General features: G+C 74.1%; 24 protein-coding genes and 1 tRNA gene. 13 read left to right on the top strand and 12 right to left on the bottom strand.

The window, feature by feature from the left end; genetic code table 11:
- Window positions 1-16 precede the first annotated feature (16 nt).
- From ACH4K4_RS15970 to ACH4K4_RS15990, 5 genes are all read left to right on the top strand, one after another.
- Entirely contained in the window at window positions 17-613 is a 597-nt protein-coding gene (locus ACH4K4_RS15970) for a 1,2-dihydroxy-3-keto-5-methylthiopentene dioxygenase (RefSeq protein WP_398167759.1), read from the top strand.
- A gap of 26 nt (window positions 614-639) precedes the next feature.
- Window positions 640-1,950 (top strand): acireductone synthase, encoded by a 1,311-nt coding sequence (gene mtnC / locus ACH4K4_RS15975; RefSeq protein ID WP_398168027.1) that lies wholly within the window; start codon window positions 640-642, stop codon window positions 1,948-1,950.
- Between the two features lie 172 nt (window positions 1,951-2,122).
- On the top strand, window positions 2,123-2,878 hold the full coding sequence (locus ACH4K4_RS15980) for a purine-nucleoside phosphorylase (RefSeq protein ID WP_398167760.1): 756 nt from the start codon (window positions 2,123-2,125) through the stop codon (window positions 2,876-2,878).
- Window positions 2,875-4,224 (top strand): amidohydrolase, encoded by a 1,350-nt coding sequence (locus ACH4K4_RS15985; protein WP_398167761.1) that lies wholly within the window; start codon window positions 2,875-2,877, stop codon window positions 4,222-4,224. The genes ACH4K4_RS15980 and ACH4K4_RS15985 overlap by 4 nt, the downstream gene beginning before the upstream one ends.
- Window positions 4,225-4,335: 111 nt before the next feature.
- A complete protein-coding gene (locus ACH4K4_RS15990) occupies window positions 4,336-5,007 on the top strand; it encodes a FadR/GntR family transcriptional regulator (protein WP_398167762.1) in 672 nt (223 codons plus the stop codon).
- A gap of 105 nt (window positions 5,008-5,112) precedes the next feature.
- Here the strand turns inward: ACH4K4_RS15990 and ACH4K4_RS15995 are convergent, their stop codons facing one another.
- On the bottom strand, window positions 5,113-6,129 hold the full coding sequence (locus ACH4K4_RS15995) for an aldo/keto reductase (protein WP_398167763.1): 1,017 nt from the start codon (window positions 6,127-6,129) through the stop codon (window positions 5,113-5,115).
- 467 nt (window positions 6,130-6,596) lie between these two features.
- Between ACH4K4_RS15995 and ACH4K4_RS16000 the strand changes: the two genes are divergently transcribed.
- On the top strand, window positions 6,597-7,709 hold the full coding sequence (locus tag ACH4K4_RS16000) for a PAC2 family protein (protein ID WP_398167764.1): 1,113 nt from the start codon (window positions 6,597-6,599) through the stop codon (window positions 7,707-7,709).
- Window positions 7,710-7,812: 103 nt separating this feature from the next.
- On the opposite strand, the gene ACH4K4_RS16005 is transcribed toward ACH4K4_RS16000, so the two are convergent.
- The 5 genes from ACH4K4_RS16005 to ACH4K4_RS16025 all read right to left on the bottom strand — a co-directional run bounded on the left by ACH4K4_RS16005 (window position 7,813) and on the right by ACH4K4_RS16025 (window position 12,630).
- Entirely contained in the window at window positions 7,813-8,772 is a 960-nt protein-coding gene (locus ACH4K4_RS16005) for a superoxide dismutase (RefSeq protein ID WP_398167765.1), read from the bottom strand.
- A gap of 170 nt (window positions 8,773-8,942) precedes the next feature.
- The gene (gene mshC / locus ACH4K4_RS16010) at window positions 8,943-10,172 is read right to left on the bottom strand and encodes a cysteine--1-D-myo-inosityl 2-amino-2-deoxy-alpha-D-glucopyranoside ligase (RefSeq protein ID WP_398167767.1); all 1,230 of its coding nucleotides are present in this window, start codon (window positions 10,170-10,172) and stop codon (window positions 8,943-8,945) included.
- Window positions 10,173-10,306: 134 nt separating this feature from the next.
- Window positions 10,307-11,248, bottom strand: coding sequence for an SCO1664 family protein (locus ACH4K4_RS16015; protein WP_398167768.1), 942 nt, complete (start codon window positions 11,246-11,248; stop codon window positions 10,307-10,309).
- Window positions 11,212-11,802 carry a DUF3090 domain-containing protein gene (locus ACH4K4_RS16020; protein ID WP_398167769.1) on the bottom strand — a complete coding sequence of 197 codons (591 nt, stop codon included), beginning with the start codon at window positions 11,800-11,802 and terminating at the stop codon, window positions 11,212-11,214. The genes ACH4K4_RS16015 and ACH4K4_RS16020 overlap by 37 nt, the downstream gene beginning before the upstream one ends.
- 129 nt (window positions 11,803-11,931) lie before the next feature.
- The gene (locus ACH4K4_RS16025) at window positions 11,932-12,630 is read right to left on the bottom strand and encodes a histidine phosphatase family protein (protein WP_398167770.1); all 699 of its coding nucleotides are present in this window, start codon (window positions 12,628-12,630) and stop codon (window positions 11,932-11,934) included.
- Window positions 12,631-12,708: 78 nt separating this feature from the next.
- Here ACH4K4_RS16025 and corA point away from each other — a divergent pair, with 78 nt between their 5' ends.
- Complete coding sequence (gene corA / locus ACH4K4_RS16030) at window positions 12,709-13,701, top strand: magnesium/cobalt transporter CorA (RefSeq protein ID WP_398167772.1); 993 nt, start codon at window positions 12,709-12,711, stop codon at window positions 13,699-13,701.
- Window positions 13,702-13,724: 23 nt separating this feature from the next.
- Here corA and ACH4K4_RS16035 read toward each other — a convergent pair whose 3' ends face one another.
- The gene (locus ACH4K4_RS16035; protein ID WP_398167773.1) at window positions 13,725-14,513 is read right to left on the bottom strand and encodes a ferritin-like domain-containing protein; all 789 of its coding nucleotides are present in this window, start codon (window positions 14,511-14,513) and stop codon (window positions 13,725-13,727) included.
- 257 nt (window positions 14,514-14,770) lie between these two features.
- Window positions 14,771-15,826, bottom strand: coding sequence for an LLM class F420-dependent oxidoreductase (locus ACH4K4_RS16040; RefSeq protein WP_398167775.1), 1,056 nt, complete (start codon window positions 15,824-15,826; stop codon window positions 14,771-14,773).
- 162 nt (window positions 15,827-15,988) lie between these two features.
- Here ACH4K4_RS16040 and ACH4K4_RS16045 point away from each other — a divergent pair, with 162 nt between their 5' ends.
- On the top strand, window positions 15,989-16,972 hold the full coding sequence (locus tag ACH4K4_RS16045; RefSeq protein ID WP_398167776.1) for an aldo/keto reductase: 984 nt from the start codon (window positions 15,989-15,991) through the stop codon (window positions 16,970-16,972).
- Window positions 16,969-19,371 (top strand): helix-hairpin-helix domain-containing protein, encoded by a 2,403-nt coding sequence (locus ACH4K4_RS16050; RefSeq protein ID WP_398167778.1) that lies wholly within the window; start codon window positions 16,969-16,971, stop codon window positions 19,369-19,371. Before ACH4K4_RS16045 ends, ACH4K4_RS16050 begins: the two co-directional genes overlap by 4 nt.
- A 62-nt stretch (window positions 19,372-19,433) precedes the next feature.
- On the opposite strand, the gene ACH4K4_RS16055 is transcribed toward ACH4K4_RS16050, so the two are convergent.
- Window positions 19,434-20,141, bottom strand: coding sequence for a hypothetical protein (locus tag ACH4K4_RS16055; RefSeq protein WP_398167779.1), 708 nt, complete (start codon window positions 20,139-20,141; stop codon window positions 19,434-19,436).
- Between the two features lie 47 nt (window positions 20,142-20,188).
- Here ACH4K4_RS16055 and ACH4K4_RS16060 point away from each other — a divergent pair, with 47 nt between their 5' ends.
- Window positions 20,189-20,377, top strand: a complete 189-nt coding sequence (locus ACH4K4_RS16060; RefSeq protein WP_003986762.1) for a DUF5703 family protein — start codon at window positions 20,189-20,191, stop codon at window positions 20,375-20,377.
- A 175-nt stretch (window positions 20,378-20,552) separates the two neighbouring features.
- On the opposite strand, the gene ACH4K4_RS16065 is transcribed toward ACH4K4_RS16060, so the two are convergent.
- The 3 genes from ACH4K4_RS16065 to ACH4K4_RS16075 all read right to left on the bottom strand — a co-directional run bounded on the left by ACH4K4_RS16065 (window position 20,553) and on the right by ACH4K4_RS16075 (window position 23,310).
- A complete protein-coding gene (locus tag ACH4K4_RS16065; protein WP_398167780.1) occupies window positions 20,553-21,416 on the bottom strand; it encodes a chaplin in 864 nt (287 codons plus the stop codon).
- A 145-nt stretch (window positions 21,417-21,561) separates the two neighbouring features.
- Window positions 21,562-21,795: a chaplin gene (locus ACH4K4_RS16070; protein WP_031010739.1), complete on the bottom strand. Its 234-nt coding sequence runs from the start codon at window positions 21,793-21,795 to the stop codon at window positions 21,562-21,564.
- 189 nt (window positions 21,796-21,984) lie between these two features.
- Window positions 21,985-23,310: a M20/M25/M40 family metallo-hydrolase gene (locus ACH4K4_RS16075; RefSeq protein ID WP_398024608.1), complete on the bottom strand. Its 1,326-nt coding sequence runs from the start codon at window positions 23,308-23,310 to the stop codon at window positions 21,985-21,987.
- 230 nt (window positions 23,311-23,540) lie between these two features.
- On the opposite strand from ACH4K4_RS16075, the gene ACH4K4_RS16080 reads away from it, so the two are divergent.
- The 3 genes from ACH4K4_RS16080 to ACH4K4_RS16090 all read left to right on the top strand — a co-directional run bounded on the left by ACH4K4_RS16080 (window position 23,541) and on the right by ACH4K4_RS16090 (window position 25,365).
- Window positions 23,541-23,628 (top strand) — tRNA-Leu (locus tag ACH4K4_RS16080).
- A 72-nt stretch (window positions 23,629-23,700) separates the two neighbouring features.
- A complete protein-coding gene (locus ACH4K4_RS16085; RefSeq protein ID WP_398167781.1) occupies window positions 23,701-24,639 on the top strand; it encodes an NAD-dependent epimerase/dehydratase family protein in 939 nt (312 codons plus the stop codon).
- 285 nt (window positions 24,640-24,924) lie between these two features.
- Window positions 24,925-25,365 (top strand): XRE family transcriptional regulator, encoded by a 441-nt coding sequence (locus ACH4K4_RS16090; RefSeq protein WP_398167782.1) that lies wholly within the window; start codon window positions 24,925-24,927, stop codon window positions 25,363-25,365.
- The last annotated feature ends 6 nt before the right edge of the window (window positions 25,366-25,371 follow it).

Raw genomic sequence — 25,371 nt, forward strand, 5'->3', positions numbered from 1 at the left:
GACCTTGGAGAGCCCCATGACCTTGCTGACCACCTGGCCGGAGAGCGGCCCGGAGACCGTGGTGCGGCACACGTCCGACCCCGTGGAGATCGCCGCGGCGCTGGCACCGATCGGGGTGCGGTACGAACAGTGGCCGGTGCGCGCGGGCGTGGCGCCGGACGCGGACGCCGGCACCGTCCTCGCGGCGTACCGGGCGGAGATCGCCACGCTGACCGCCGAGGAGGGCTTCGCGACGGTGGACGTGGCGGCCCTGCACCCGGCCGACGACCCCGCGTGGGCGGAGCGGGCGCAAGCCGCGCGGCAGAAGTTCCTCGCCGAGCACACCCACGAGGACGACGACGAGGTGCGGTTCTTCGTCGCCGGGTCCGGGGCGTTCTACCTGCACGCGGGAGGCGAGGTGCACGCCGTGCTGTGCGAGGAGGGCGACCTGCTCGGGGTGCCGCGGGGCACCACCCACTGGTTCGACATGGGGACCCGCCCGTCCTTCACCGCCATCCGCTTCTTCCACGAGGAGGACGGCTGGATCGCCACGTTCACGGGCGACGACATCGCGCTGCGGTTCCCGGACTTCGACACGCTGCGGGCCGCGCGGGCCGAAGGGGGCGCGGCGTGACCCACGCCTTCGAGGTGGACCACGTGGTGCTGGACATCGAGGGCACCACGGGCGCGACCGGCTTCGTCGTCGACAAGCTGTACCCGTACGCGCGCGAGCGGTTCGGGCGGCTGCTGGCCGAACGGGCCGGGGAGCCGGACGTACGGCGGGCCGTCGGGCAGATCCGGCAGATGCTGGACGAGCCGGCCGCCGACGCCGCGCGGATCGAGCAGGTGCTCGGCGCGTGGCTCGACGAGGACCGCAAGGCCGCGCCCCTGAAGACGTTGCAGGGGATCGTGTGGGCCGAGGGCTTCGCGAGCGGGGAGCTGGTCTCGCACTTCTACCCGGACGTGGTGCCCCGGCTGCGGGCGTGGCACGCGGCCGGGGTCCGGCTGCACGTGTACTCGTCGGGTTCGGTGGCGGCCCAGCGCGCGTGGTTCGGGCACAGCCCGGCGGGGGACCTGCGGCCGCTGGCCGACCGGTTCTACGACACGGAGAACGCCGGGCCCAAACTGGCGGCCGCCTCGTACGGGACCATCGCCGCCGACCTCGGCGCAGCGCCGGAGCGGATGCTGTTCCTGTCGGACCGGCCGGGGGAACTGGACGCGGCCAGGGCGGCGGGGTGGCGCACGGCGGGGGTCCGGCGGCCCGGGGAGCCGTACTACGAGAGCGGGACGGGCGACCACCCCGAGGTGGCGTCCTTCGCCCAGCTGGAGATAGGCACGGGCGCCGGGGACGGCGGCGGCCCCGGCGCGGCGGAGGTGCGGCGGGCCGGGGCCCGGCTGGCCGCCGAGGCCGCGCGGTTCGCCTCGCTCGGCTGGATGCGCGGCACGTCCGGCAACCTGTCGGTCGTCCTGGCCCGCGATCCGCTGCGGCTGGCGGTGACCGCGAGCGGGCGGGACAAGGGCGAGCTGACGGCGGACGACGTGGTGCTCGTGGACGGTGCGGGGGCGGCGGTCGAGGGTCCGGCGGGCGGCCGTCCCTCGGCGGAGGCCGGGCTGCACGCGCGGGTGGCGCGGCTGACCGGCGCCGGGGCGATCGTGCACGTCCACACGGTCGCCGCGGTGGCGATGGGGCGGCGGCGGCCCGGCGGGATCGTCCTGCGGGACCTGGAGATGCTCAAGGGGGTCGGGCTGCCCGCCGAAGGTGCCGCGGTGCGGCTGCCGGTCATCGCCAACAGCCAGGACATGCGCGTGCTCGGGGACCGTCTGGAGAAGGCCAGGGAACCGCGGATGCCCGCCGTGGTCGTGGCGGGGCACGGCCTGTACGCGTGGGGCGCGGACCTGCTCCAGGCCCGGCACCACGCCGAAGTGGTGCAGTGGCTGCTGGAGTTGGAGCTGGCGTCGGGGCGGGAGTGAGCCGTCGGGCCACGAGGGCGCACGGGGCGCGGCCGCGCGTACCGGACCACGTCGCGGGCGCGGGAAGGCGGACCCGTAGGTTGGGAGGCGCGGCGCGCGGTCCCGGCCGGCGCCGTCCCGTCAGCGTTGTCCCGTCCCGCGGGCCATGCGCCCGAGCCACTGGAGCCGACCCGTGACACCAGACCTGTCACCCATCGCCCGCCTGCCCCGCCGCGGGCTTCCGCCGTCCGCCGTCGTGGTGGGCGACCCGGCCCGCGCGGCCGCCGTCGCCGAGCTGCTCGACGACGCGGCGGAGATCGCGTACCAGCGCGAGTACCGGACGTTCACCGGCAGTTGGAAGGGCCTGCCGGTGGTCGTCGCGTCGCACGGGGTGGGCGCGCCCGGCGCGGTGCTGCTGTTCCAGGAGCTGGCCGACGCGGGGGTGCGGACGTTCGTGCGGTTCGGTACGGCGGGGGCGATCAGGGCCGGGATCGGCGACGGCGACCTGGTGATCGCCGAGGCCGCGGTGCGGGACGACGGGGTGACGCAGCAGCTGGTGCCGCCGGAGTACCCGGCCGTGGCCGCGCCGGAGGCGGTGCTGGCGCTCGCCGGGGCGGCGGCGGAGGCCGGGGCGCCGTACCACCGCGGGGTGGTGTGGACCCGGGCGGCGTTCCAGCCGGGTCTGCTGCCGCTGCCGGTGGCGGCGTACACGGCGGCCGGCGTGGCCGCGATCGAGATGGAGGTGTCCGCGCTGCTGGTGACGGCGGGCCTGCGCGGGCTGGTCGCCGGCGCGGTGCTGGTGGTCGACGGGGTGAACGCGGACGAACTGGTCGACGAGGCGGCGACCGGCGGTTACGACCCGTACCGGGACGTCGTCGCGGACGGCGTGGCGCGCGGCGCCGTCGTCTCGCTGGAGGCCCTGCGGACGCTGGCGGAGGGAGCCCGGTGAGCGCGGCGGGAGACGGGGTCGCGGCGGGCGGCCGCGCGGAAGCGGCGGCGGCCGACCTGCTGGTGCACGGCGGTACGGTGCTGACCGTCGACGCGGCGGGCACGGTGCTGCGGGACGGCGCGGTCGCCGTACGGGACGGGGAGATCGTCGCGGTGGGACCGGCCGGCGAGGTCCGTGCCGCGTACCGCGCGGCCGAGGAGATCGACGCGACCGGCTGCCTCGTGCTGCCGGGGCTGGTCAACACCCATACCCACCTCGCGATGACGCTGCTGCGCGGCCACGCCGACGACGTGACCCTCCAGGGATTCCTGGCGCGCGTGGTGCCCCGGGAGGGCGCGCTGCTGTCCCCGGAAGCGGTGGCCGCCGGCCTGCGGCTGGCCGTCGCGGAGAGTGTGCGGGGCGGGGTGACCACCGCCCTGGACATGTACTGGTTCCCCGAGGCGGCCGACCGGGCGGCGCGGGAGGCCGGCTGGCGGCTGCTGTCGGGGCCGACGTTCATGGACGTGCCGGTGACGCCGGACCGCATGCCGTACGGGGAGCGGACGAAGTGGGCGCGCCGCTACCTCGAAGAGCGCCGCTTCTCCCCCGGCACCCGGCCGGTGGTCTTCGCGCACAGCGCCTACACCCTGGACGCCGCCCAGCTGACGGACATCGCCGCGCTTGCCGAGGAGCACGGCGCGCTGCTGCACCTGCACGCGGCCGAGAACGCCGCCGAGGTGGCGATGGTGCGCGAGCGGTACGGCAAGCGGCCCGTCGAACTGCTGGAGTCGCTGGGCCTGCTGGGCCCCGACACGCTGCTCGCGCACGCGGTCGAGCTGAGCGACACCGAGATCGCGGCGCTCGCCGGGACCGGCACCGGTGTGGCGCACTGCCCGGTCTCCAACCTCAAGCTGGGCTGCGGCGTCGCCCGGGTGCCCGACCTGCTGCGTCACGGCGTGCCGGTCGGGCTCGGCACGGACGGCCCGGTCAGCTCCAACTCCCTTGACATGGTGGGCGCGTTGGGACTGGCGGCGCTGGTGCACAAGGCGGGCGGCGACCCCACGGCGGTCGGCGCCGAGCAGGCCGTACGGATGGCGACGATCGAGGGCGCGCGGGCGCTGGGGCTCGACGGGCAGCTCGGCTCGCTGGAGGCGGGCAAGCGCGCGGACCTGGCCGTGCTCGACCTCGGCGGGCCGCACCTGGCGCCGCGCCACGACCCGTTGTCGACGCTCGCCTACGCGGCGCGCGCCGCCGACGTGCGGGACACCGTCGTCGACGGCCGGGTCCTGATGCGCGACCGGCGGCTGACGACGCTGGACGAGGCGGCCGCGATCGCCGAGGTGGAGGCGCTCGTCAGGGCGGGCTGAACCAAGGCGGCCGCCCGGCCCTCCCGGTGCCCCCGGTTCCGCCGCCATAATGGCGCAGACATCGGATGTCTTCGGCGATCCGGATGGCGCACGCGAACGGAAGGGCCGGCCATGGCGGTCACGGACGAGGCCATAGAGAAGATCAAGTCGATGATCGTCTCCGGCGCGCTGCGGCCGGGCGACCGGCTGCCCAAGGAGAGCGAACTCGCCGCGGACCTGGGCCTGTCGCGCAATTCGCTGCGCGAGGCCGTACGCGCCCTGTCGCTGATCCGCATCCTGGACGTACGGCAGGGCGACGGCACCTACGTCACGAGCCTGGACCCGCAACTCCTCCTGGAGGCGCTGGGCTTCGTGGTGGACTTCCACCGCGACGACACGGTGCTGGAGTTCCTGGCCGTCCGCCGGATCCTGGAGCCGGCCGCCACCGCGATGGCGGCCGGCCGGATCCGAGCGGGCGAACTGGACGGCCTGGAGCGGCGGTTGGACGCCCTCGGGCCGTACCCCGCGGTGGAGGAGCTGGTCGCCTGCGACCTGGAGTTCCACCGCGAGATCGTGGCCGCCGCCGGCAACTCCGTGCTGTGCTCCCTCCTCGACGGGCTCTCGGGGCCGACGACGCGGGCACGCGTCTGGCGCGGGCTGGCGCAGCAGGACGCGGTGAGCCGCACGCTCGCCGAGCACCGGGCGATCGTCGCCGCGCTCCGCGACCGGGACGCGGAGGCGGCGCGGGCCTGGGCGACGGTGCACGTCGCGAGCGTGGAGAACGGGCTGCGGTCCACCCTGTGAGAAAGGGGCTGGCCCAGCGGACCGAGCCCCTCCCCCAGGGGCCGTGCCCGACTCGATCCTCGTACGCGGCGGACGGCACGGCTGGCGGAATCCGGACGCGTGACGTCACGGGCGGGCTGCCGGATCGGCGGTGGGCAGCGGCAGGTCGGTGTCGAGGAGGCCCCGGTCTGCGAGTGCGTGCCAGAGCGCGTCGGGAATGTCGTACGTGAACAGGTCGGCGTTCTCCCGGGCCTCCTCCGGGGAGGCGGCGCCGACCAGGGCACCGGCCACGGCCGGGTGCCCGAAGGGGAAGCGCAGGGCCGCCGCCTTGAGCGGCACGCCGAACTCCGCACACACTTCCCCGAGCCGCCGCGCCCGCTCCACCAGCGCGTCCGGCGCCGGCACGTAGTCGTACGGGGCGCCGGGCGACGGATCGGCCAGCAGCCCGGAGTTGTAGACGCCGCCGACGACGACCGACGTGCCGCGGCATGCGCAGACCGGCAGCAGGTCGTCGAAGGCGCCGCGGTCGAGCAGGGTCCAGCGCCCGGCGCACAGCACCACGTCCACGTCGAGGTCGGCGACGTACCTCGCCAGGGGGCCGCTGTGGTTCATGCCGATGCCGATGGCGCCGACCACGCCCTGCGCGCGCAGTTCGGTGAGGGCGGGGAAGCCGGAGTCGTACACCGCGGCCTCCCGCCCTTCGACGTCGTGCAGGTAGACGATGTCGACGGCGGCGACACCGAGCCGTTCCAGGGAGGCGTCGAGCGTGCGGCGGATGCCGTCCCCGCTGAGGTCCCGCACGCGGGCGCGCGCGGGGGTGTCGGTGTAGCCCTGGCCGTCGACCGCTTCGCCCGGCGCGAGCGCGCGCAGCCGCAGCCCGACCTTGGTGGACAGGACGTACGAGGCGCGGTCGCGCCCCGCCAGCGCGCGGCCGAGGCGCTCCTCGGACAGGCCGAGTCCGTAGTGCGGCGCGGTGTCGAAGTGGCGGGCGCCGGTGTCGTACGCGGCGAGCACGGTCTGCCGGGCGCGCTCTTCGGTGAGGGGCCGGTAGAGGTTGCCCAGCGGCGCGCAGCCCAGACCGAGCGGCGGCACGTGCACGCCCGTACGCCCCAACTGGCGGTCCCCGCGCGGTACGTACGGCATCGTGGCCCCCTCGGTCCTGTTTCCCGCCGCCGGCCATCCGGGAGGCGGCCGGCGTGACGCTGGTCACGCTGCCGGGGAACCGGTCGGAAGCGCCCGGTCCTCCCCACTCCCGGACACCGCAACGTAGTCGAACATCACCGGATGCTGAACCCGTTCGCACGGCCCGGCGCCGCCAGTGAGCGGGCGCACCGGCACGTGAAGCACGGACCGTGCCCCCGGCGCCGTCGGCGGCGCGCCAGCGTCCGGGGGACGTACGGAAGTTGGCCGAGGCCGGGGGCCGGCCGGCAGCGGGCGGGTACCGGGCGCCGGGCCGGACGGAATCCGAACACGTCGGATGTATGCACACTCGTTCGTGCACAGGGGCTGCGTCGGGGTCCCACGGACGCCGTAGGCTGGGGGCGCACGCAAATGGAACTGCTGCCGGTGACCGTCCCGAGGAGGCGGCGCCGGTCGGAAGGAGGCGCTGGGTGATCGAGCTCGACGGAGTTCCCGAGCTGATCGACCCGGTCATGGTGGCCGCGTTCGAGGGCTGGAACGACGCCGGTGACGCCGCCTCCGCCGCGGTCGCGCATCTGGACCGGGAGTGGAAGGGCGAGGTGTTCGCCGCGCTGGACGCGGAGGACTACTACGACTTCCAGGTCAACCGCCCGACCGTCTGGCTGGACGGCGGCGTCCGCAAGATCACGTGGCCCACCACGCGCCTCTCCGTCGTGCGGATCGCCGACGCGAACGGCAAGGGCAAGCCGCGCGACCTGGTGCTGGTGCGCGGCATCGAGCCCAGCATGCGCTGGCGCTCGTTCTGCAACGAGCTGCTGGGCTTCGCCCACGAGTTGGGCGTGGAGATGCTGGTGGTGCTGGGCGCGCTGCTCGGCGACACCCCGCACACCCGGCCGGTGCCGGTCAGCGGCGTCACCTCCGACCCGGACCTCGCGCGCACGATGGACCTGGAGGAGACCCGGTACGAAGGCCCGACCGGCATCGTCGGCATCCTCCAGGAGGCGTGCACCCACGCGGGCGTCCCGGCGGTGAGCCTGTGGGCCGCGGTGCCGCACTACGTCTCGCAGCCGCCGAACCCGAAGGCCACCCTCGCCCTCCTCAACCGCCTGGAGGACCTGCTCGACCTGCGCATCCCGCTGGGCGAGCTGAGCGAGGACGCCCGTGCCTGGCAGCTGGGCGTGGACCAGCTGGCGGCCGAGGACAGCGAGGTCGCGGAGTACGTCCAGTCGCTGGAGGAAGCGCGGGACACCGCCGAACTGCCGGAGGCGTCGGGCGAGGCCATCGCCCGGGAGTTCGAGCGGTATCTGCGGCGCCGGGACCCGCAGGCCGGCCCGGGTCTGGCGACCGACGGCGGTGTCGCCGACGGCCGCGACGGCTCCTACCTGCGCGACACGACGAGCGGCCGCACCCGCCCGCCCCGCCCGGCGCCCAAGGACCCGAAAGAGCCGAAGGAGGCCAAGGAGCCCCGGGAGCAGCACCGGGAGCCGCGGGACGCCGAGGAGACCCACGAGCCCCGCGAGCCCGGCGGCTCGGCGGACGCCAAGGGCCCGGAGGACGGCACCTCGGACGACTCCGGGGAATGACCCCGGCACTCGCCTGAGGCCACCCCGGCAGCGGCGGCGCGGCGGTCACCATCCGGCGGGACAGGCAGCGTCCCGCCGGATGGGTGCCCTCGCGTCCCGCCCGTCACACGCGGTCCACCGCGACGGCGGTGTACGTCGTGGACGGCAGCGGCGGGTCCACGTCGAAGCGGGCGTTGGGCAGGTAGATGCGGTCGCCGCAGGCCGCGGCGGTGGTCGGGACCTGGAAGCGCGGGTCGGTGATGCGGGCGACCGCCCGGCCGTACGTGCCGGTGCGGTTCAGGCGCAGGACGTCCACGGCGTTCTGCGCCTGCTGCACGACGTACAGGTCCCGGTCCAGGAGCAGCAGCCCGTCGCCGTTCACGAGCGGCGGGCCGCTGTGCGTGACCTTGCGGGCGTTCCCGGTGTGCGGATCGATCCGGAAGAGCGCGCCCGCGTAGGCGTTGACGACGAGCAGCGCCGTGCCGTCCGGGGTGCGTTCGATGCCGTTCGCCGTGAAGGCGGGGCCCTGGACCCATTCGCCGGTCAGCGGCAGGGTGCGCAGTCCGTCGGGCCCCGGCAGTTCGCCGTGCCGCCCGAAGGGCAGCACATAGAGCTGCGGGCGGAAGGAGTCGGTGAAGTAGGCGGCGTCCTGGGTGAGGAAGACGTCGTTGACGAGGTTCTGCCCGTCGCCGGCCGCGTAGGTGGCCAGGACGGCACCGCCGCGGGTGTCGACGACGCGGAGCGTGCCCGCGCCGCCCGCGACGAACAGCCGCCCCCTGGCGTCGGTCTTGAGGCCGATGGCCTGGCGGCCCGTACCGAGGCTTCCGGTGATCAGCCGGCCCCGCCCGGTGGCCAGGTCGGCGCGGTAGACGGAGGCGTCGGCCAGGGAGCCGAAGTACGCGTACGGGCCCGGGCCGATGGCGATGCCCTCGGGCCGGAAGCCGTCGGGGAGGGGAATCGTGGTGGGCCATCCGCCGGAGGCGCGGGCGGGCGGCGCGAAGGGGCCGAGCGGGGCGAGGGCGGCGCCGGCGCCCAGTGCCGTGCCGGTGGCGAGCAGTCTTCGGCGGGAAAGGGAGCGTGGCATGGTGCGCGTCCTTCCTGCGGGAGTCCTGGGACGCTCAGCCCAGCACACCCCCGGGCCCGCCGCCTCCCGCAACGGTACGTCTTCACAAGCGAATCGGGGCGCTCCCTCGGTGGAGGGAGCGCCCCGGAGCTGACGGGGTGCCGCGCGCGGCCGGTGGGGCGGTGACGCGGTTACAGGGCGACGCCGAGCAGCGCGTCCACGGAGCGCGAGACGAGACCGGGCGCGCCCTCGTCGCTGCCGCCGTCCGCCTGCTGGGCCGCGGCCCAGCGGTCGACCGCGGCGAGCGCGGCCGGCGAGTCCAGGTCGTCCGCCAGCGCCGTACGGATCTCCTCCAGCAGCGCGTCGGCCGGCGGCCCGTCCGGGCGGGAGACCGCGGCGCGCCAGCGCGCCAGCCGCTCCACGGCCTCTTCCAGGACCGCGTCCGTCCACTCCCAGTCGGCGCGGTAGTGGTGCGCGAGCAGGGCCAGGCGGATCGCCGCCGGGTCCGTGCCGTCGCGCCGCACCTTGGAGACGAAGACGAGGTTGCCCTTGGACTTGGACATCTTCTCGCCGTTCAGGGCGACCATGCCGGCGTGCACGTACGCCTTGGCGAAGGGGTGCTCGCCGGTGAGGGCCTGGGCGTGCGAGGCGCCCATCTCGTGGTGCGGGAAGGCGAGGTCGGAGCCGCCGCCCTGCACGTCGAAGCCCATGCCGAGGTGCCGCAGGGCGATGGCGACGCACTCGATGTGCCAGCCGGGGCGGCCGCGGCCGAGGGAGGCGCCGTCCCAGCTGGGGTCGCCGTCGCGGGCGGCCATCCACAGCATCGGGTCGAGCGGGTTCTTCTTGCCGGGGCGCTCCGGGTCGCCGCCGCGCTCGGCGGACAGTACCCGCATCGCCTCGGCGTCGAGCCGGGAGACCTCGCCGAAGTGCCGGTCGGCCTCGACGGAGAAGTAGATGTCGCCTTCGAGCTCGTAGGCGGCGCCGTTGTCGCGCAGGCGCTCGACCATGGGGACGATCCACGGTATGGCCTCGACGGCGCCGACGTACTCGCGCGGCGGGAGCATCCGCAGGGCCGTCATGTCCTCGCGGAACAGGGCGGTCTCCCGCTCGGCGAGCGCGGTCCAGTCGTCGCCGGTGGCCAGCGCCCGCTCCAGGAGGGGGTCGTCGACGTCGGTGACGTTCTGCACGTAGTGCACCTGGCGCTTCGTGTCGAGCCACACGCGCTGAACCAGGTCGAACGCGTTGTAGGTCGCCGCGTGCCCCATGTGGGTGGCGTCGTACGGCGTGATGCCGCAGACGTAGATACGGGCGACGGGACCGGGAGCGAGGGTCACCCGTCCGCCGGTCGCTGTGTCGTGGATCCTCAGGTCGCGGCCCTGGCCGGGCAGGGCGGGGACCTCAGAAGCGGGCCATGCATGCATGCCTTGAGCGTAACCGGATGCATGTTCCGCATACGAACCGGATCACGGATCTTGGCTGAATCGGCCCTCTTGCGCCGGACCGCCCCGGTGTGCTGGCAGGGGGCATCCCGGCGGTTCCGCGGCGCCCGGGACGCTCAGACCGGCGGCCAGGGGATCGGCGGCCAGTCCCCGCCAGGGCTCGGGTGCACCCCCGTGCGCAGCAGGTCCGCGACCCGTCCGCGCAGCGCCGCGAGCTCGGCCGCGGTGATCAGCCCGGCCAGCCTGGCGGCGAGCGGGGCGCCGTCCGCGAGCTGTCCGGCCAGCCTTTCCAGCACCTCGCGGGCCTCTTCGGTCAGCGGTTCGCCCGCCCAGCCCCACAGGAGCGTGCGCAGCTTGTCCTCGGCGTTGAAGGTCACGCCGTGGTCGATGGCGTAGAGCCGTCCGCCGCCGGCGGGCAGCAGGTGGCCGCCCTTGCGGTCGCCGTTGTTGATGACCGCGTCCAGGACCGCGAGCCGCCGCAGCCGCTCGTCGTCGGCGTGTACCAGAAGTGCCGTACGGCCTTCGCCGACCTCGGCGAAACCCACCGGTTTCCAGCCGGGTCCCGGCTCCTCGCCCTCGACCAGGGCCAGCAGCCCGGCGTCCTCGGGCACCGCCTCGATCCACTCCTGGACCATGCCCTGCCCGTAGGGCCCGTCGCGCAGGACCGTGGTGGGGACCAGGTCCCAGCCGGTGGCCCGCGACAGCTCGTACGCGGCGACCTCGCGCTGGGCGAGCGTGCCGTCGGGGAAGTCCCACAGCGGGCGCTCGCCGGCGACGGGCTTGTAGACGCAGGTGCCCGTGGTGCCCCCGTGGGTGACCGTGCAGTACAGGACGGCGTTGGACGCCTCGCGCACCTGTCCGCGTACGGTCAGCTCGCCGTGCGTCAGCGCCTCGGCGGACAGCCGTACGGGGTGCGCCTGCGCCGCCCGGCCGCCGCCGCCCCGGCCGTCACCCGGGCGGCCGTCCGCCACCTGCTCGGCCGCTCCGTCCCCCCGGGCCGTCACCGTCTCCTCCCCCGGCATCACGCGTCCCGCCGGTATCCGTTCTGACGCGGGCATACGTGTCCTTCCGGGTCGAGCGGCAGGCTGCACAGCGGGCAGGGCGGGCGCCCCGCGTTGACGACTTCCAGGGCCCGCTTGGCGAAGGAGCGGGCCATCGTGCCGGTGAGCCGGACGCGGAGCATCGGCGGGCCGTTCTCGTCGTCCTGGAGCAGCCGCTCCTCGGCCTCGGCGAGGTCCTCGTCCGTGTCGGCCTCCAGCTCGACGAGCGCCTGGGCCTCGATGATCATGCGCTGTTCGTCGCCGTCCCAGGCGAGCGCCATCGTGCCGACCCGGAACTCCTCCTCGACCGGTGACTCCAGCGGAGCGGTGTCGGACAGCTCGGCGGGGGCGACCGCGGGGACGGGCGCGTTGCCGCCGCTGCGGCGCACCACCTCGTCCAGCAGCTCGTCGACGCGTTCGGCGAGCGCGGCGACCTGGGTCTTCTCCAGGGCGACACTGGTGGTGCGGCCGGCGGCCGTCGCCTGGAGGAAGAAACTACGGCGTCCAGGCAGCCCGACCGTACCGGCCACGAAGCGGTCCGGCGCGTCGTAGAAGAACACCTGACGGGACAACGTCCTGCTCCGTTTGCTCGACTGCGGGGTCACTGCGGTCGCTGCGGTTCCTGTGGGTGCCGATTCCGTGTACGGATCGCAGGAGGTGTGGCAGGCAGCGCCGTCGCCCCACCCTACTGCGCCCGCTGATCACGATCCGCCCGCGCCACCACCGACGGCCGCGTCCCGGTCGTCCGCCGCCGTGGTGCCGTCCTCCCGCGGTGCCAGCCCGCCGAAGTCGCCGGTGTCACCGAGGCGTACGACGTACGGGCGCAGCCGGGTGTAGCGGATCGCGGTGAGCGAGCAGGGCTCGACGGAGATCCGCTGGAACAGGTCGAAGTGCAGGCCGAGGGCGTCGGCGACCAGCGACTTGATGATGTCGCCGTGCGAACACATCGCGTAGACCGCTTCGGGGCCGTGCGCGGCCTCGATCCGGGCGTTCCAGTCGCGTACCGCGTCCACGGCGCGCGCCTGCATGCCGCGCATGGACTCGCCGCCGGGGAAGGCGGCGGCGGACGGGTGCTGCTGGACGACCTCCATCAGCGGCTCGTCGTTCAGCTCGGCCAGTTTGCGGCCCGACCAGTCGCCGTAGTCGCATTCGCTGATGCGCTCTTCGGTGTGCAGCGGCAGGCCGGGGCGGGCGTCCAGGAGGGGCTGGAGGGTCTCCCGGCAGCGTTGCAGCGGGCTGCTCACGGCGGCGGCGAGCGGCAGGCCCGCCAGGCGGCCGGGGAGCGCGGCGGCCTGCGCGGCACCCCGCTCGTCGAGGGCCACTCCGGGCATCCGCCCGGCGAGCAGGCCGGACGTGTTGGCGGTGGAGCGGCCGTGCCGCACCAGGATCAGCGTGGGCATGGCAGCACCCTACGTTGCCGGGGCCGGCCACCGGACGCGGACCCGGAGTCCTGGCACGAGCCGGTACGACGAGTGACAATGCCCAGTGTGATCGTCGACTGCGCCATCTACCGGGACGGCCGCCGCACCGAAGGGCCGTCGGACTTCTCCGACGCCCTCGAAGCGGCGCGCGCCGAAGGTCACTCCTTCCTGTGGCTCGGGCTGCACGAGCCCACCCGGGAGGAGTTCGACCGTGTCAGCAGCGAGTTCGGGCTGCACCCGCTCGCCGTGGAGGACGCGCTCAAGGCGCACCAGCGGCCGAAGATGGAGGTGTACGACGACTCCCTGTTCATGGTGCTCAAGCCGATCTCCTACGACGACGCGGCGGGCTCCGTCACCGCCAGCGAGCTGATGCTCTTCCTCGGCGACTCCTTCGTCGTCACCGTCCGCCACGGCACGGCCAGCCCGCTGGCCGCGGTACGCCGCCGCCTGGAGCACGAGCCGGACGTGCTCTGCCACGGCCCCACCGCGGTCGTGTACGCGGTCAGCGACGCGGTCGTCGACCACTACATCGAGGTGGCGACCGAACTCCAGGTGGACCTGGAGGAGTTGGAGGCGGAGGTGTTCGCGCCGTCCCGCTCGGACACCGGCAACACCGCGGCCGCGATCTACGCGTTCAAGCGCGAGGTACTGGAATTCCGGCGCGCCACCAACCCGTTGGTGGAGCCGATGCTGCGCCTGCAGAACGCCGGGGTGCCCTTCGTGCACGCCGAGGCCCGCCCGTTCTTCCGGGACGTCGGCGACCACCTCACCCGCGCCAACGAGTCCGTCGAGGGGCTGGACCGGCTGCTGTCGGACATCCTCAGCGCCCACCTGGCGCAGATGGGGGTGCGCCAGAACGACGACATGCGCAAGATCTCCGCCTGGGCGGCCATGGCGGCCCTGCCGACGCTGATCGCCGGCGTCTACGGCATGAACTTCGATCACATGCCCGAGCTGAGATGGACCTGGGGCTACTACGGCATCCTGCTGCTGATGCTGTGCCTGGAACTGCTCCTGTACCGGCTCTTCAAACGGCGCGGCTGGCTGTGAGAACGGTCCGCGGGCCCGCGGCCTCAGGCCGACTCCGGCGCCGAGGCGGCCGGTCCGCCCAGCGCGTCGCGCCGCTCCGGGGCGCGCAGCGTGACCATCCGGCGCCAGCCCGCGAGCCGCTCGTACGCGTACACCGCGCGGATGCCGGCGGCGAGCAGGGCGGACTTGGCGCGCGGCCAGCTTAGGACGCGGCCCATGTGGGCCATCACGGCCAGGCTGACGTCCCGGTAGACCACGGCCTCGGCCAGGGCGCAGGCGCGCAGCGTGCGCCGGATCGCGGGGCCGTGCCCCTGCTCCGCCAGCCGCAGCAGTTCCTCGTGGCAGTAGGCGAGGTGGTTCTCCTCGTCCTGGGCGATCATCAGGATCGCCTTGCCGATCTCCGGGTGGCCGCCGAAGTGCTTCTTGAGCATGCCCATCTGGTCGGCGGCGCGCTGTTCGGTGACCCGGCTGTGCGCGAGGTAGGTGACGACGTCCTGCTCGGTGAGCGGTTCGTCGCGGCGCAGCTTGTCGTGTGCGAGGCCGATGCCGCGGCGCTCCAGCAGCACGGTGTAGTCGGCCTCCGCCGGGACCGGCGCCGGATCGAGGCCGCGCTTGCGCAGGAGGGCGTTGAACAGCCGGCCGTGCTTGTCCTCGTCGGCGCCGTGCCGGGCGACCTTGGGGGCCAGTGCGCGCTGCGAGGCGGGGACCAGCGCGGCGATCCGCCCGTTCTCCCAGCCGCCCTGCGCCTCGCCGCTGGCCGCGATGGAGCAGAACAGCCGGTAGGACTCGTCGTGGTCGAGGATCTCCTGGAACAGGCTTCTGGCCGAGAGCATCGGGCCACCTCCGATACGCACATCCGCAAAAGAAAAGTAAAGTGCGGTACGCGGAAAGTGGCAACGGGTACGTCGGCCAACTCCCCCGTTCGAGGGACCGGACGACCGGGGCCGGGCGGGACCGGGCCGCGGCGTAACCACGCGGGCCGTCCCGGCGTTGTGCGGGGTGACGGCCGTGGCGGGGAAGACCCCCGAGCCCCCACCACGGCCGCAGGCTCGTTCTCCGGACCCGGCGCCCCGGAACGCCGGGCAGGCCCTTACGCCAGCCCGGCGCGCTCCAGGGCCTCGGTGCCCGCCCGCAGCGAGGCGACCCGGTCCTCCAGCGTGAAGCCGGCGGGCGCGAGGGTCAGCGTGGTCACCCCGGCCGCCGCGTACGCCTGCATCCGCTCCGCGATGCGCTCGACGGAGCCGAGCAGCGTGGTCTGGTCGATCAGCTTCTGGGGGATCGCCGCCGCCGCGCCCTGCTTGTCGCCGGACAGGTACTTCTCCTGGATCTCGGCGGCCTCCTTCTCGTAGCCCATGCGGCAGGCGAGCTGGTTGTAGAAGTTCTGCTTGCGGCTGCCCATGCCGCCCACATACAGCGCGGTGTACGGACGGAACATGTCGGCCAGCGCGCCGACGTCCTTGTCCTCGCCGACGGCCAGGGGCAGCGTCGGGCAGACGTCGAAGCCCTCCAGCGTCTTCCCGGCCTTCTCCCGGCCCGCCCTGATGTGGGAGACCGCCGTCTCCTCCAGGTGGTCGGCGGAGGGGAAGATCAGCAGCGCGCCGTCGGCGATCTCACCGGTCTGCGTGAGGTTCTTGGGGCCGATCGCGGCGATGTAGAGCGGGATGTGCTCGCGCTGCGGGTGCACGGTCAGCTTCAGCGGCTTGCCGGGGCCGTCGGGCAGCGGCAGCGTCCAGTGCTGCCCCTGGTAGGACAGCCGCTCGCGGGTCATCGCCTTGCGGACGATCTCCACGTACTCGCGGGTGCGGGCCAGCGGCTTGTCGAACTTCACGCCGTACCAGCCCTCGGACACCTGCGGTCCGGAGACGCCGAGACCGAGGCGGAAGCGGCCGCCGGACAGCGAGTCGAGGGTGGCGGCGGTCATCGCGGTCATCGCGGGCGTACGGGCCGGGATCTGGAAGATCGCGGAGCCGACGTCGATGCGCTCGGTCTGGGCCGCGACCCAGGAGAGCACGGTGGGGGCGTCGGAGCCGTACGCCTCGGCGGCCCAGCAGACCGCGTAGCCGAGCCGGTCCGCCTCCTGCGCCACGGCCAGGTTGTCCGCGTCCATCCCGGCGCCCCAGTAGCCGAGGTTGATCCCGAGCTTCATGCCGCTCCCCTTACTGATCAGTAACGTCGGTGTTCCGGGGACTCTAGCGCGGGGCGGCGGCAGCCGTCACCGGCCGGTCGTCCACAGGCCGCCCGCGCGGTGTGCCGGCCGGCTGTCCACAGGTCCACCGGCCCGGCCGACGGGCCAGTAACCTCAAGCCCCATGGAGCAAAGGCACCTCGGCCGTACCGGCCTGCGCGTGTCCCGTCTCGGCCTCGGCACCCTGACCTGGGCCAGGGACACGGACGAGCACGACGCCGCCGAGCAGCTCAAGGCGTTCTGGGAGGCCGGCGGCACCCTCGTGGACACCGCGGACGTGTACGCGGACGGCGGCGCCGAGTACCTGCTCGGCCGGCTCTGCGAGGGGCTGGTGCCGCGCCGCGACCTGGTGATCGCGACCAAGGCGGGCAGCGTCCTGGACGCGGACCGCCGGGTCGACGGCTCCCGCCGCCACCTGCTGGACGCGCTGGACGCCTCACTGGAACGTCTCGGCACGGACTACGTCGATCTCTGGCAGCTGCACGCCTTCGACCCGCACACGCCCCTCGAAGAGACCCTCCAGGCCCTCGACATCGCCGTGGCCACCGGCCGCGCGCGCTATGTGGGCGTCTCGAACTTCTCCGGGTGGCAGCTGGCCAAGGCCGCGACCTGGCAGCTGGCCGCGCCGACGCTGCGGACCCGCCTGGCCGGCACCCAGATGGAATACTCCCTGCTCCAGCGCGGCATCGAGCGCGAGCTGCTGCCCGCGGCGCGGGACCTGGGCGTCGGCGTGCTGCCCTCGTCACCGCTGGGCCGCGGGGTCCTCACCGGCAAGTACCGGCGCACCACCCCGGCCGACTCCCGCGGCGCCTCGGAGCAGCTCGCGCCGTTCGTCGCCCCGTACCTGGACGAGACGGGGAGCCGCATCGTCGAGGCGGTCACCACGGCCGCCGACGGGCTCGCCGTCACCGCGCTGCAGGTGGCTCTCGCGTGGGTCCGCGACCGGCCGGGGGTCGCCGCGCCGGTCGTCGGCGCGCGCACCGCGCAGCAGCTCAGAGCGGCATTGTCAGTGGAGGGCCTTAGTCTTCCTGACGAGATCTGCCGGGCCCTGGACGACGTCTCGGCCCCGGTGCACCACTATCCCGACCACGACTGGAGCACGCTGTGAGCACCGACCGCCTCTCCGACGAGGCCGCACCCGAGCCGACCGCGCACGGCCCGGAGGCCGCCGGCGGCGAAGCGGAGGCCGCACCCGGGGAGGTGGCGGCCGAGCCCGAGAAGGTGGAGGCCGGGCCCGGGGAGGTGGCGGCCGGGCCCAAGAGGGGCGACGCGGCGACCGCTGCCGCGCTGGCGGCAGCGGTGCGGGCCGTGGAGAGCGGCGAGCGGTCGGCGGACTCCTTCTTCACCGGGCGTTCCCCCCGGACGGGCGGCGCCCCCCGGGCAGCGGGCGGACCACGGAACGCCGGCGGCGTGCCGGCTCCGGCCACCGGCGCCCAGGAGCGCGGCGGCCCGGCAGCCGTGCCGCAGCCCGCGGCAGACCCCGGCCGGGACGCCGCCCCCGGCCACGCCCGCCCGGCCGCGGACGGCGGCACCCACCGCCCCGGCCCGGCGGAACACGCCGCGGCGCACCCGGCCGCGACGGCGCCGCCCGCTTCCGGCATCGAGGGCGTACGACAGGTGCTGACGGCGGGCGGCGCCCCGGAGGCGCTGGCCGCGAAGACCGCCGAAACGCTCGGCGAGCGGGCCGCCGAGGCGCTGCGCGAGGACCCGTGGCAGCTGCTCGCCGTCCCGGGCGTCCGCCCCGAGCAGGCCGACGGTTTCGCGCGGGCGCTCCTCGGCCCGGCGTGCGGCCCCGGCGACGAGCGGCGCGCGCAGGCCCTGGTCGGCTGGCTGCTGGAGCAGGCCGCCCTGGCGGGGCACTCCGCTCTGGAGGCGTCCGCGCTGCGCGCCGCACTCGCCCAGCGGTCCGTGCCGGACCCGGACGAGGCCTTGCAGACGGCCATCGCCGAGGGCGCCGTGCTGGTCTTCCAGGACGCGATCGAGGCCCCGGGCGCCGCCCGCCCGGCGGCGTCGGACGACGAGGACGAGGAGCAGCCGGTCCGGGTGCTGCTCGGCCTGGACCGCTTCGCCATGGCCGAGGAGAGCGTCGCGGACGGCCTGGCGCGGCTGCTCAACACCTTCGAAGAGCCCGCCGGCCTCCCGGCCCCGGCGGACCCGGACGGCACCGCCGACGAGGAGCACCCCGCCGAAGACTCCCCGGATCCGGACGGCACCGCGCCGGACGAGGACCCCGGCGCACCGGCCATCCGCCGGCCGGGCGCGGCCGACTGGGAAGCCGCCGCGGCGGCCGCCCCCTCGCCCTCCGCCGCCGAGCTGATCCGTACCGCGGCCCGCGGCGGGCTGGTCGCCCACACCGGCGCCGAGGCCGCGCGTGCCGAGCCCGCCGCGCTGATCGCCGCGGCCCGCGCGCTCGGCCTGCGCGCCTGCGGCGCCACGCACACCGACGACGGCCGCGCGCGGCTGGCCCGGCTCGTCGCCGAGGCCGCCGACGCGTATCAGGACCCGGCCGCGGCGCCGGCCGCCCCCGGCGACGCCGCCGTCACGCTCTCCGGGCTGCTGGCGGGCCGCGAAGGCCCGGGCCGGGACGCGGACGGCTCCCTCGCCCTCGACCTGCTGGTCGTCCTGGACGCGCCCCAGCTGGACCTGGAGACCGCCGCTGCGCTCGTCGAGTCGCTGACCGACGGCACCCGGCTGGTGCTCAGCGGCGACCCCGGTGTGCTGTGGTCGGCCGGCCCAGGACGGCTCTTCGCCGACGTGCTCGCCGCCCGCTGCTGCCCCCAGGTGGCCTCCCGCACACCGGACTTCGGGCCGGTCGGCGAGCTGGTCTCCGGCATCGGCATCGGCGAGCTGAACCAGGTCGAGGCGCCCGGCAAGGAGGTAGTGATCGTCCCGGCGCGCGACCCCGGCGAGGCGGTGCACCGCACCGTGCAGCTCGTCGCCGACTCGGTGCCCCGGGCGATCGGCGTGCCCGCCGGGCAGACCCAGGTCGTCACCGTCGGCCACGGCGGCGCGGCGGGCACCCGCGCCCTGAACACGGCCCTCAAGGAGCGGCTCAACCCCGGCCCCGGCCGGTTCGGCGGCTTCGACCCGGGCGACCGCGTCGCCCACTCCCCCGCCCCCGGCCGTACGGTTTTCGGCACGGTCACCGGCGCCGACGAGGCCGGGCTGCACCTGGACTGCGCCGGCTCCCCCGTGGTCGTGCCGCGCGAAGAGGTCGCCGCGGGCGCCGTGCGCCACGGCTGGGCGATCACGGCCCACCAGGCGGCCGGTTCGCGCTGGCCGGCCGTCGTGGCCGTGCTGCCGGGCGACGCCGCCAAGGGCCTGACCCGCGCCTGGGTCTACACCGCCTTCGGCCGCGCCGAACGCCACCTGTCCGTCGTCCAGGGCGTGGACCAGGCGCTGCCGCGCGCGGTCGCCGAGATCCCGGTCAAGGAGCGCACCACCCGGCTGCGGACGCTGCTCCAGCAGCACACCGCCCAGGCCACGGCGGACACCCTGGCAGGCTGAGCGCCGGGGCGGCGCGCGTCCACGCGCCGCCCCGGCACCGTCACGCTTCCGCTACGGCCGCCTCACCGCTCCCCGTCGAGCGTCTCCAGCACGTCGTCGTCATCGGCGTCGGCGCCCGGTTCCTCGTCGAAGACGGAGCTGACGTCGAAGCGGCACACCACCCGCTGCGGATCGGTCTGGTCGAACGGCGCGGACAGCCACTCCCCCGGCTCGGGCGTCTCGTCCGCCGCGACCACCCACAGCGTCGAGTCGCCCTCCTCCAGGCCGAACTCCTTGTGCCGGCTGGCGATCTCGTCCGGTTCGAACTCCCCGAACAGCACGCCCAGCGCCGCGTGCACGCTGCTGCCGACCACCCCGGCCACCGATCCGGTGCCACCGTTGACCGCCCGGACCTCCGCGGCGGCGTCGGCGGCCGACTCCGGGTCGAGGTCGGCGATCCGCTGCGCCTGCGACAGCAGCCGCTGGGGTTCGGCCACCGCGTAGTCGCGCCGGATCAGCACGCTCAGCGCGCTGGGTTCCTCCGGGCCCGCGTAGGCGGGCAGCGCGTCGTTGCCGGGGATCTCGAAGGGAGTGACCTCGTCATAGGTGTCGTACAGCAGCTCGTCGTACGCCTCAGCCGCCGCGGCGAGTTCGTCGAACGCGGCATAGACGGCGGGGTCGTCCTGGCCCGAGCGGTGTTCGACCGCGTCGAGGTGACGGTCCAGCGCGGCTTTGACCGCCTCGGCGGCGGCACGTACCTCGGCAGCGGAAGGCTGCGCAGCATCAGACATAGTGCAGACGCTATCCGTACCGGGGCCGGTCCCGCACAATAGATGCGATGCCGGAATACGAATTCTGCGATGTGTACGTGCCGCGAGGGGTCTCCCGCAAGGCCGCCACACGCCTGCTGACCGACCATGCCGAGTACGGACACTGGGAGTTGGACCGCCTGCGCCTCAATCCCGACGGCAGCCGCCGCGTACGGCTGCGCCGCCGGATCATCCGCCAGATCAGGGCGACCTGGTGAGCTTCGCGCCCGCCGCTGCACCCGCCACGCCGCGTGACCGCACCGTGGCCACCCCCCGAACTCATGCCTGAATCACTCGCGCTCCCGGCCGTGGAGACGGCGGAGCGGACCCGCACAGGACCGAGCGGGCCCCGCCGAAGCGGAGCCCGCCGGCCGTACCGGTTCGGCGAGGTGGTCAGGCGCGCGCGGAACGCGCGCGGCGGTAGAGCACCGCGCCGCCGATCAGCAGGCCCGCGCTGGCCGGCAGCGCGATGCCGAGCGCGGCCGCGCCGGTCTGCGCGAGGTGTTCGAGGCCGCCGCCCTCCGGCGGGGTGACGATCTGCGTCCGCGGCTCCGACTCCTCCCGCGTCCGCGCCTGCGCCCCCCGCTCCTGGACCGCGCCCGCGGTCTCCGTGTCCGGCCGGTGCCCGGCCGCCGGGCCGCCCGGCGCACCCGGTGCGGCCGGTCCGCCCGCCCGGTCCTGCGCCGGAGCACCGGGCCCGGCCGGGGACCGCGGGTCTTCCTGGCCGCCGGACGGCTTCGGGTCGTTCCGGCCCGACGGCGGCTCCGGGTCGTGGCCGGTGCCCGTGCCCGTACCGTCGCCCGTGCTGCTGCCGCCGCCGCTGCCGCCGCAGCCGTTCGTGGTGACCGGGTTGCCGAGCCCGACGACCGACACCGAGTTGCCGCAGGCGTTGACGGGCGCGTGGACCGGCGCCTGCACCTGGTTGCCCGACGCGACGCCGGGCGAGTTCTGCGCCGTCCCCTGCGCACCGGCGCCGCCGGAGCCGTGACTCCGGCTGCCGTCGCCACGGGAACCGCCGCCGTTGTCACAGCGGTTTCCCATGGCCGGATTCAGCAGCCCGGCGACATTCGCGGAATTCCCGCAGGCCTGTACCGGGACGTGCACGGGAATTTGGGCCGAATTGCCGGCCAACACCCCCGGGGCGTTCGCCGTCTTCCCCTGCGCACCGGAATCCGCGTGCGCGTAACCTCCCGCGACGGCCAGCACGCCGCTCGCCGCCGCCATGGTGATCAGGCCCTTTTTCGCGACCTCTCGCATAGGTTCGCTCTCCCCTGCCTTCGACCTTCTGAAGGGCCCACGGAACTCTCCTCTTCCGCGCGCCGAAACAACCGTCGGCTCCGGAGTGCATGGTGCGCACTCCGGAGCCGACCGGGATTACAGCCTTACGGGTTCAGGCACAGCGTCAGTCGTTGACGCAGGTGTTGCCAAAGGCGGGGTTCAGCAGCCCGATGATGTCAATCGTGTTGCCGCACAGGTTGATCGGCACGTGGATCGGCACCTGGACGGCGTTGCCCGAAATGACACCCGGGGAGTTCAGGGCGGCACCCTGGGTCCCGGAGTCGGCAACGGCCAGGCCCGCGCCGGCGAGCACCAGACCACCGGTGGCAGCCGCGGCAGCGACGACCTTCTTGATCATTATTCCTCCTTGTTGGCAATGCGGTCCCAGCCGCGGACCGCACCCTCTGCAACGAGGAGAAGGTGATGAAGCTACGAGCCTATGACGGCATTCACTCGTTCCGGCTAAACGCGCACGTCTGGCCGAATGTCCGGGCTCGCGTGCGATGCCCGGCGGCGGAAGTCCCGTACGCCGGTACGGGACTTCACGTCAGCTCTGCTCGATGAACCGGTCGAGTACGCGCGTACCGAACTTGAGTCCGTCGACCGGCACCCGCTCGTCCACGCCGTGGAACATCCCGGCGAAGTCCAGCTCCGGCGGCAGCTTGAGCGGCGCGAAGCCGAAGCACCGGATTCCGAGGTCGTCGAAGGACTTGGCGTCCGTACCGCCGGAGAGCATGTACGGAACGGCCCGCGCGATCGGGTCCTCGGCCCTGAGGGCCGATTGCATGGCGTCCACCAGGGCGCCGTCGAAACTGGTCTCCAGGGCCTTGTCGGCATGAATGTCCTCGCGCTTGACCCGCGGCCCGAGAATCCGGTCCAGATCGGCGAGGAATTCCTCCTCGTGACCGGGCAGGAACCGCCCGTCGACGGCCGCGGTCGCCTGGCCCGGGATGACGTTGACCTTGTAACCGGCGCCCAGTTGGGTCGGTGCCGCGGTGTTCTGCAGCGTGGCGCCGATGATCTTCGCGATGCCGCCCAGCTTGGCGAGGGTCTCCTCCATGTTCTCGGGGTCGAGTTCGGTGCCCAGGGCGTCGGAGAGCTCGTCGAGGAAGGACCGTACGGTCTTGGTCACCCGCACCGGGAACTTGTGCCGGCCCAGCCGCCCGACCGCCTCGCACAGCTCCGTGATCGCGTTGTCGCTGTTGGTCATCGACCCGTGGCCCGCGGTGCCGTCCACGGTGAGCCGCATCCAGTGCATGCCCTTCTGGGCCGTCTCGACGAGGTAGAGCCGCAGGTTCTCGTTGACGGTGAAGGAGAACCCGCCGACCTCGCCGATGGCCTCCGTGACGCCCTCGAAGAGGCCGGGGTGCTTGTCCACGAGGTGCCGGGCGCCGTACACGCCGCCCGCCTCCTCGTCCGCGAGGAAGGCCAGCACGATGTCGCGCGGCGGCTTGCGCCCGGAACGCAGCCGGTCGCGGACGACCGCGAGCGTCATCGCGTCCATGTCCTTCATGTCGACCGCGCCACGGCCCCACACGCACCCGTCCGCGATCTCGCCGGAGAAGGGGTGGTGGGTCCAGTCGTCCGCGTTGGCCGGCACCACGTCCGTGTGCCCGTGGATCAGCAGCGCGGGCCGCGACGGGTCGGCGCCCTCGATGCGGGCCACCGTCGAGGCCCGGCCCTTGTGCGACTCGATGATCCGCGGCTCCAGCCCGACCTCGGCGAGCTTCTCCGCCACGTACTCGGCGGCGGCACGCTCACCCGGGCCGGAGTGGTCGCCGTAATTGCTCGTATCGATCCTGATCAGGTCCCGGCACAGGTCGACGACCTCGTCCTCGCCGGTGACCGTACGGGCCGGCTGCGACTCGCTCACACTGCCTCCTCATGGTTCACGGCCGCGCCGTGACTCAGGAGTCCGGTCCGCGGCGGGGGTCCACCGCCATCCTCCACCCCGGCGGCGCTGCGCCCAAGGCCGCAATGCTGCCGACATCCGCTGGTCACAGGCGCGCCCCCGGCGCCGGACGGCCGTGATCGACCACCCCTGAACGTTTGCTATTGTTTTCCATGTCGGAACGGCCGCGGGGCCGGACCGGCAGACACCTGGTCCGGGTGGCGGAATGGCAGACGCGCTAGCTTGAGGTGCTAGTGCCCTTTATCGGGCGTGGGGGTTCAAGTCCCCCCTCGGACACCAGCTAAAACCCCAGTTCACCTGGGGATTTTTGCTTTTCTGGGCGGCGGCGCCCGCGCTCGCTAACCTGCGCGCATGGATCTTCACGTAGTCATAGGTTTCGGTCCCGCCGGGGCGGCCACGGCCCGGTTCCTGGCTGGACAGGGGCATTCCGTGCGGGTGGTCACCAGGTCCGGCGGGCGCGCGGAGCCGGGGATCGAGCACGTCCCACTGGACGCGGCAGCGGCCGGGCGGCTGACGGAGGCCGCGCGGGGTGCGGCGGCGATCCACCAGTGCGCCTCGCCGCCGTACCACCGCTGGACGCGTGACTGGCCCGCGCTGGCCGCGTCCGTGAACCAGGCGGCCGAGGCGACCGGCGCGGTGCTCGTCATGCTGGGCAACCTCTACGGCTACGGCCCGGTCGGCGGCGAGCTGACCGAGGACCTGCCGCTCGCGGCGACCGGCCCCAAGGGGCGGGTGCGGGCGGAGCTTTGGGAGCGGGCGCGCGCCCTGCACGAGGCGGGCCGCATCAAGGCCGTCGAGGTCCGCGCGTCGGACTTCTTCGGACCGGGCGTGACCGACGGCGGGCATCTGGCGTCCCGGGTCGTGCCGCGGTTGCTGGACGGCAAGCCGGTCTCCGTCCTCGGCGATCCGGACGCTCCGCACAGCTGGACCTACCTGCCCGACGTGGCCAGGACCATGGCCCAGGCCGCCGTACTGGAGGAGGCGTGGGGGCGGGCCTGGCACGTTCCCACGGCGCCCGCGCTGTCCGTGCGGGAGATGACCGGCAAGCTGGCGGCGCAGGCACGGGTGGAGCCGGTTCCGGTGCGCCGGCTGCCGCCGGCCGTAATGCGCGCGCTGTCGGTGGTCTCGCCCTTGCTGCGGGAACTGCGGGAGATCCGCTACCAGTTCGACCGGCCGTTCGTCGTGGATTCCACCGCTTACCGCGAGGCGTTCGCCGCGGCGGCCACGCCCCTCGACGAACAGGTCGAGGCGACGGTGGACTGGTGGCGTGCCCGCCTGGCCGGGAATTAAGACCGGCCGGAATCGGGGGGGCAGGCGCGCAAACCGACCTGTACGAGGGGTGGTTCACCGGACGTGCGGCTCATCGCGCCGGCGCCGCGGCGACCGTGGCAACCGGTCGCCGTCGCGACGAGCTCTTCCTCACGCGAACACCCCCGTCGTTCGCGTGAGTAGACGTGAGGCGCATTCTGTCCATCTCCGCTAACGCGCTCCGACGTTAAGTGCACGCCACAGCCCTGTCAACTAAGATGAGTCGGCACTTCGGCAGCCCACCCGGCGCACATTGAAGGAGTCCTGATGTCGTCACTGGCCGGGAAGGTCGACAAGCTGTTCACCACGATCCGCGCGAACGGCAGGGAGTACACGTACGAGGAAGTCGCGCGCGGATGCAGCGAACTGAGCGGCGGCACCTTCTCCAAGACGTACGTCTGGCAACTGCGGACCGGTCAGCGCACCAACCCCACCAAGCGCCACCTCGAAGCGCTCGCGGCCTTCTTCCGGGTGCCGGTGGCCTACTTCTTCGACGACGACACCGCGGACCGCGTCGACTCGCAGCTGGCCCTCGCCTCCGCGATGGGCAACGCGGAGGTCCGGGACATCGCGCTGCGCGCCATGAGCATGGACGACTCCGGCCGCAAGTCGCTGGCCCGCATCATCCGCGAGGTCAGCATGCTGCACTCCACCACCGCCGCGACGCGCGGCCGGCAGCCCGCCCGCCCGTCCGACAGCGAGGAGTAGTGCCCC

The organism is Streptomyces sp. NPDC017529, from assembly GCF_044329785.1.
Lineage (GTDB): Bacteria > Actinomycetota > Actinomycetes > Streptomycetales > Streptomycetaceae > Streptomyces.